Source organism: Shewanella sp., assembly GCF_051658185.1.
Classification (GTDB): domain Bacteria; phylum Pseudomonadota; class Gammaproteobacteria; order Enterobacterales; family Shewanellaceae; genus Shewanella.
The window spans coordinates 1-4148 of sequence record NZ_JBOFMC010000324.1 but is presented as its reverse complement, the minus strand read 5'-3'; the positions used below and the strand labels follow the sequence as shown (position 1 = coordinate 4148).

Annotated in this window: 2 protein-coding genes; both read left to right on the top strand. The window is 51.1% G+C overall.

Going from position 1 to position 4148, the window contains the following annotated elements:
- A partial coding sequence (locus ACRCZA_RS12445) for a cation acetate symporter (protein WP_438674743.1) occupies positions 1 to 1533 on the top strand: 1533 nt, incomplete at its 5' end.
- 475 nt (positions 1534 to 2008) lie between these two features.
- Positions 2009 to 3889: a DEAD/DEAH box helicase gene (locus tag ACRCZA_RS12440; RefSeq protein ID WP_438674742.1), complete on the top strand. Its 1881-nt coding sequence runs from the start codon at positions 2009 to 2011 to the stop codon at positions 3887 to 3889.
- Positions 3890 to 4148 lie beyond the last annotated feature (259 nt).

The window sequence follows — 4148 nt, the reverse complement described above, 5'->3', positions numbered from 1 at the left end:
ATCTTTGTCGCGGCAACGTTGGCAATCACTTACTGGGCATCAAAACGCAACCGCTCGGCATCCGATTACTATGCGGCAGGCGGGCGGATCACCGGTTTCCAAAACGGTTTAGCCATTGCGGGGGATTATATGTCAGCGGCATCCTTCCTCGGGATCTCCGCACTGGTGTATACCTCAGGTTACGATGGTCTGATTTACTCTATCGGCTTTCTCGTGGGCTGGCCCATCATCCTATTCTTGATTGCTGAACGCTTACGTAACCTAGGTAAGTATACCTTTGCCGACGTAGCCTCCTATCGCCTCAAACAAACCTCAGTACGCTCGCTGTCAGCCAGCGGCACTTTAGTCGTGGTTGCCTTGTATCTTATCGCCCAAATGGTGGGCGCAGGTAAGCTCATCGAGCTGTTATTTGGCTTACAATACCATATTGCCGTGGTGCTGGTCGGGATCCTGATGGTGCTCTACGTGCTGTTTGGCGGCATGCTCGCCACCACTTGGGTGCAAATCATCAAAGCGGTAATGTTACTTTCTGGCGCCAGCTTTATGGCCATTATGGTAATGAAGTCCGTTAACTTTGATATCGGTATGCTGTTTAGCGAGGCGGTTAAAGTACACGCTAAGGGCGCAGCGATTATGAGCCCAGGTGGACTGGTATCAGATCCTATCTCTGCGATTTCGCTGGGCTTAGCTCTGATGTTCGGTACTGCTGGCTTACCCCATATTCTGATGCGCTTCTTCACTGTAGGCGATGCTAAAGAAGCCCGTAAATCGGTGTTCTATGCCACAGGATTTATCGGTTACTTCTACATTTTAACTTTCATTATTGGCTTTGGCGCAATCCTACTGGTGAGCACTAATCCAGCCTTCAAAGATGCGACTGGCGCGCTACTTGGCGGCACCAACATGGCAGCGGTTCACTTAGCGGACGCAGTCGGTGGCAGTTTATTCCTCGGCTTTATCTCTGCCGTGGCCTTTGCCACCATTTTAGCGGTCGTCGCCGGCTTAACCTTAGCGGGTGCGTCAGCGGTTTCCCACGATCTTTACGCCAGTGTGATTAAGAAAGGCAAAGCGAACGAAACCGATGAACTGCGGATTTCTAAGCTAACAACCTTAGTATTGGGTGTTGTCGCTATTGGCCTTGGGATCCTGTTTGAAAAGCAAAATATTGCGTTCATGGTTGGCTTAGCGTTCTCTATCGCCGCAAGCTGTAACTTCCCTGTGCTGTTTTTGTCTATGTTCTGGTCACGTTTAACAACGCGCGGTGCCGTTGTCGGTGGCTGGTTAGGCTTAATCAGCGCCGTGACGCTGATGATCCTCGGCCCAACAGTATGGGTAAAAGTATTAGGTCACCCTGCGGCGATCTTCCCTTACGAATACCCAGCACTGTTCTCCATGGGATTAGCATTTGTTGGTATCTGGCTATTCTCCATCACGGATAAATCGCAAGATGCCGCCGATGAGCATGCTAAGTTCCTACCACAATTTGTGCGCTCACAAACGGGCTTAGGCTCATCCGGTGCCGTTTCGCACTAGTATTGTGACTAAATAAATTTCCACCACGTTAACGCCGGCCCAGTGCCGGCGTTTTTTTGGGGGTTATATGATGCTTGCAGCTAATTTGCAGATAAGAGTAAAAACGCAAGCTTAATAGCGTCGCGAGAACCGCAACCCAGACAAAAAACCAATAAATAAGACAAACACGTCTCAAAAATTCGACCTCGCCGCTCTCGCCACCCTTGAATTTGTCGTAAGTGCGCGGTCACGTTAGCAAAAATGCGCCACAAACCACGAGAAGATTTTCAAAAAAATAATAGAAAGTGGCGCGTTTCTTGCTGAGTTTTTGCCAAAAAACCACGCCATTATGGTCATTTAGTCTCACTGCGATTGGTAAAGCGCGCCACATGCTGCTATACTCTGGCGTTTTCGGCGCGGGAAATCGACACGGGGTTGATTTTCTGTCTGTGAAACTTAAGCGCAAATCCGTGCGCATCCACAAGGCTACAACCCAATGTCATCCAATGAAAGAACTTTCCGTGAACTCGGTCTATCCGAGAATTTGTTGCGTGCTCTTGACGAGCTAGGTTATGAAAAACCAACGCCAATCCAATCAGCCAGTATCGACCCTCTCATGGCTGGTAAAGATATTTTAGGTCAAGCGCAAACCGGTACCGGTAAAACCGGCGCTTTCGCGCTACCGCTGTTAAACAAAGTCACTAGCCAATCTACACCACAGATTTTAGTCCTAGCACCGACCCGCGAACTTGCTGTGCAAGTCGCAGAGGCCTTCAGTAGCTATGCGAAATTTATGAAAGGCTTCCACGTACTGCCGATTTACGGTGGTCAAAGCATGCAACAACAGTTGAATGCCCTAAAACGTGGCCCACAGGTGATTGTCGGCACTCCAGGCCGAGTCATGGACCATATGCGTCGTGGCACTCTCAAACTTGACTCACTCAAAGCCCTCGTACTCGACGAAGCCGATGAAATGCTAAAAATGGGCTTCATCGACGATATCGAATGGATCCTCGAGCACACGCCGAGCGAGCGCCAATTGGCATTATTCTCTGCCACTATGCCAGAGCAAATTAAACGTGTTGCGAACAAGCACTTAAAAGATGCAACTAATATCAGCATCGCGGCGAGCCACACCACAGTAGAGTCAATTGAGCAGCGCTTTGTACAAGTGTCACAGCACAATAAACTCGAAGCACTCGTGCGCGTATTGGAAGTGGAAAATACCGAAGGTATTATCATTTTCGTGCGTACTCGTAACTCCTGTGTGGAGCTTGCTGAAAAACTCGAAGCCCGTGGCTACGCCTCCTCGCCTCTCCATGGCGATATGAACCAACAGGCCCGTGAGCGTGCAGTTGAGCAGCTCAAACGCGGCAAGTTAGATATTTTGATCGCCACCGATGTGGCAGCTCGCGGTCTCGATGTTGAACGTATCGGCCACGTGGTTAACTATGATATTCCATACGATACCGAAGCTTACGTTCACCGTATCGGCCGTACTGGCCGTGCAGGCCGTACTGGTATGGCGATTCTGTTTGTGACTAGCCGTGAAATGCGGATGCTGCGCACCATCGAGCGCGCAACCAACAGCCGCATTTCGCCAATGAAAGTGCCAAGCCCAGAAACGGTAGCAGAGCGTCGCCTCTCGCGTTTAGGGGAGCAATTAGCGCAAACCATGAACAACGATCTGGAGTTTATGCGTGAAGCCGTGGCGCAATTATGCCAACAGCTCGAAGTCGATACGGATTTATTAGCCGCCGCACTGCTGCACCAAGTACAGCAAGAGCGCCCGCTGCAATTACCCGCTATCCAAGAACGCGTCCGTGACGAACGTAGCGAGCGCGCGCCATCTGAGCGCGGTGAACGTGGTGAACGTCGCAGCCGTGAGTCGCGCCCAATGCCAGCCAGTCTTGGCGCAGCAGAAGCGCTGAAAGACAACCCAGATTTAAAAATGTGCCGTTACGTTATCGACGTCGGCCGCGAGAATGGCGTAGGTGTGGGTAACATCGTTGGCGCTATCGCGAACGAAGCGAATATCGACAGCCGTTATATCGGTGCCATCCAGTTATATGATGCTGTGACCACGGTCGATCTTCCTGACGGCATGCCAAAAGATGTGCTGCAACACCTGAAAAAAGTCCGTGTGTGCGGCAGACCACTGAACATCCGTGAAGCCGGCGATCAAGTATTTGTCGATTCAGGCCGTGGTGCTCGCTCGGATCGTCCATCAGGTGAACGTCGTCCACGTGGTGATCGCCCAGCGTTTGAGCGTAAGCCTCGCGCAGCCGCTACTGGCGATAAGCCCTTTGCTGACCGCAAACCCCGCGCAGATAAACCTGCCGGTGAGCGTAAGCCGCGTAAACCACGCGAAGAGTAAGCCATACACCGCATTTGCCGTTAACCTAGCGTAACGACGAAAAAAGGAGCCTCGGCTCCTTTTTTGTTAGTTTACGTTTTAGTGAAATCGTGTTGTTGGCTTAAGAGTTTACCGGCAATTTTTTGCGGCGCCATTGTCGCTCACCTTTAGCTCACCACTCACCTTTAGCTCCCCTCCTCTCACCTCTAGCTCCCCTTTAGCGCGTTTAGCTCACAACGCATATAACGGGCGACACCTGCTACCGAGCAAGCAAACGCCT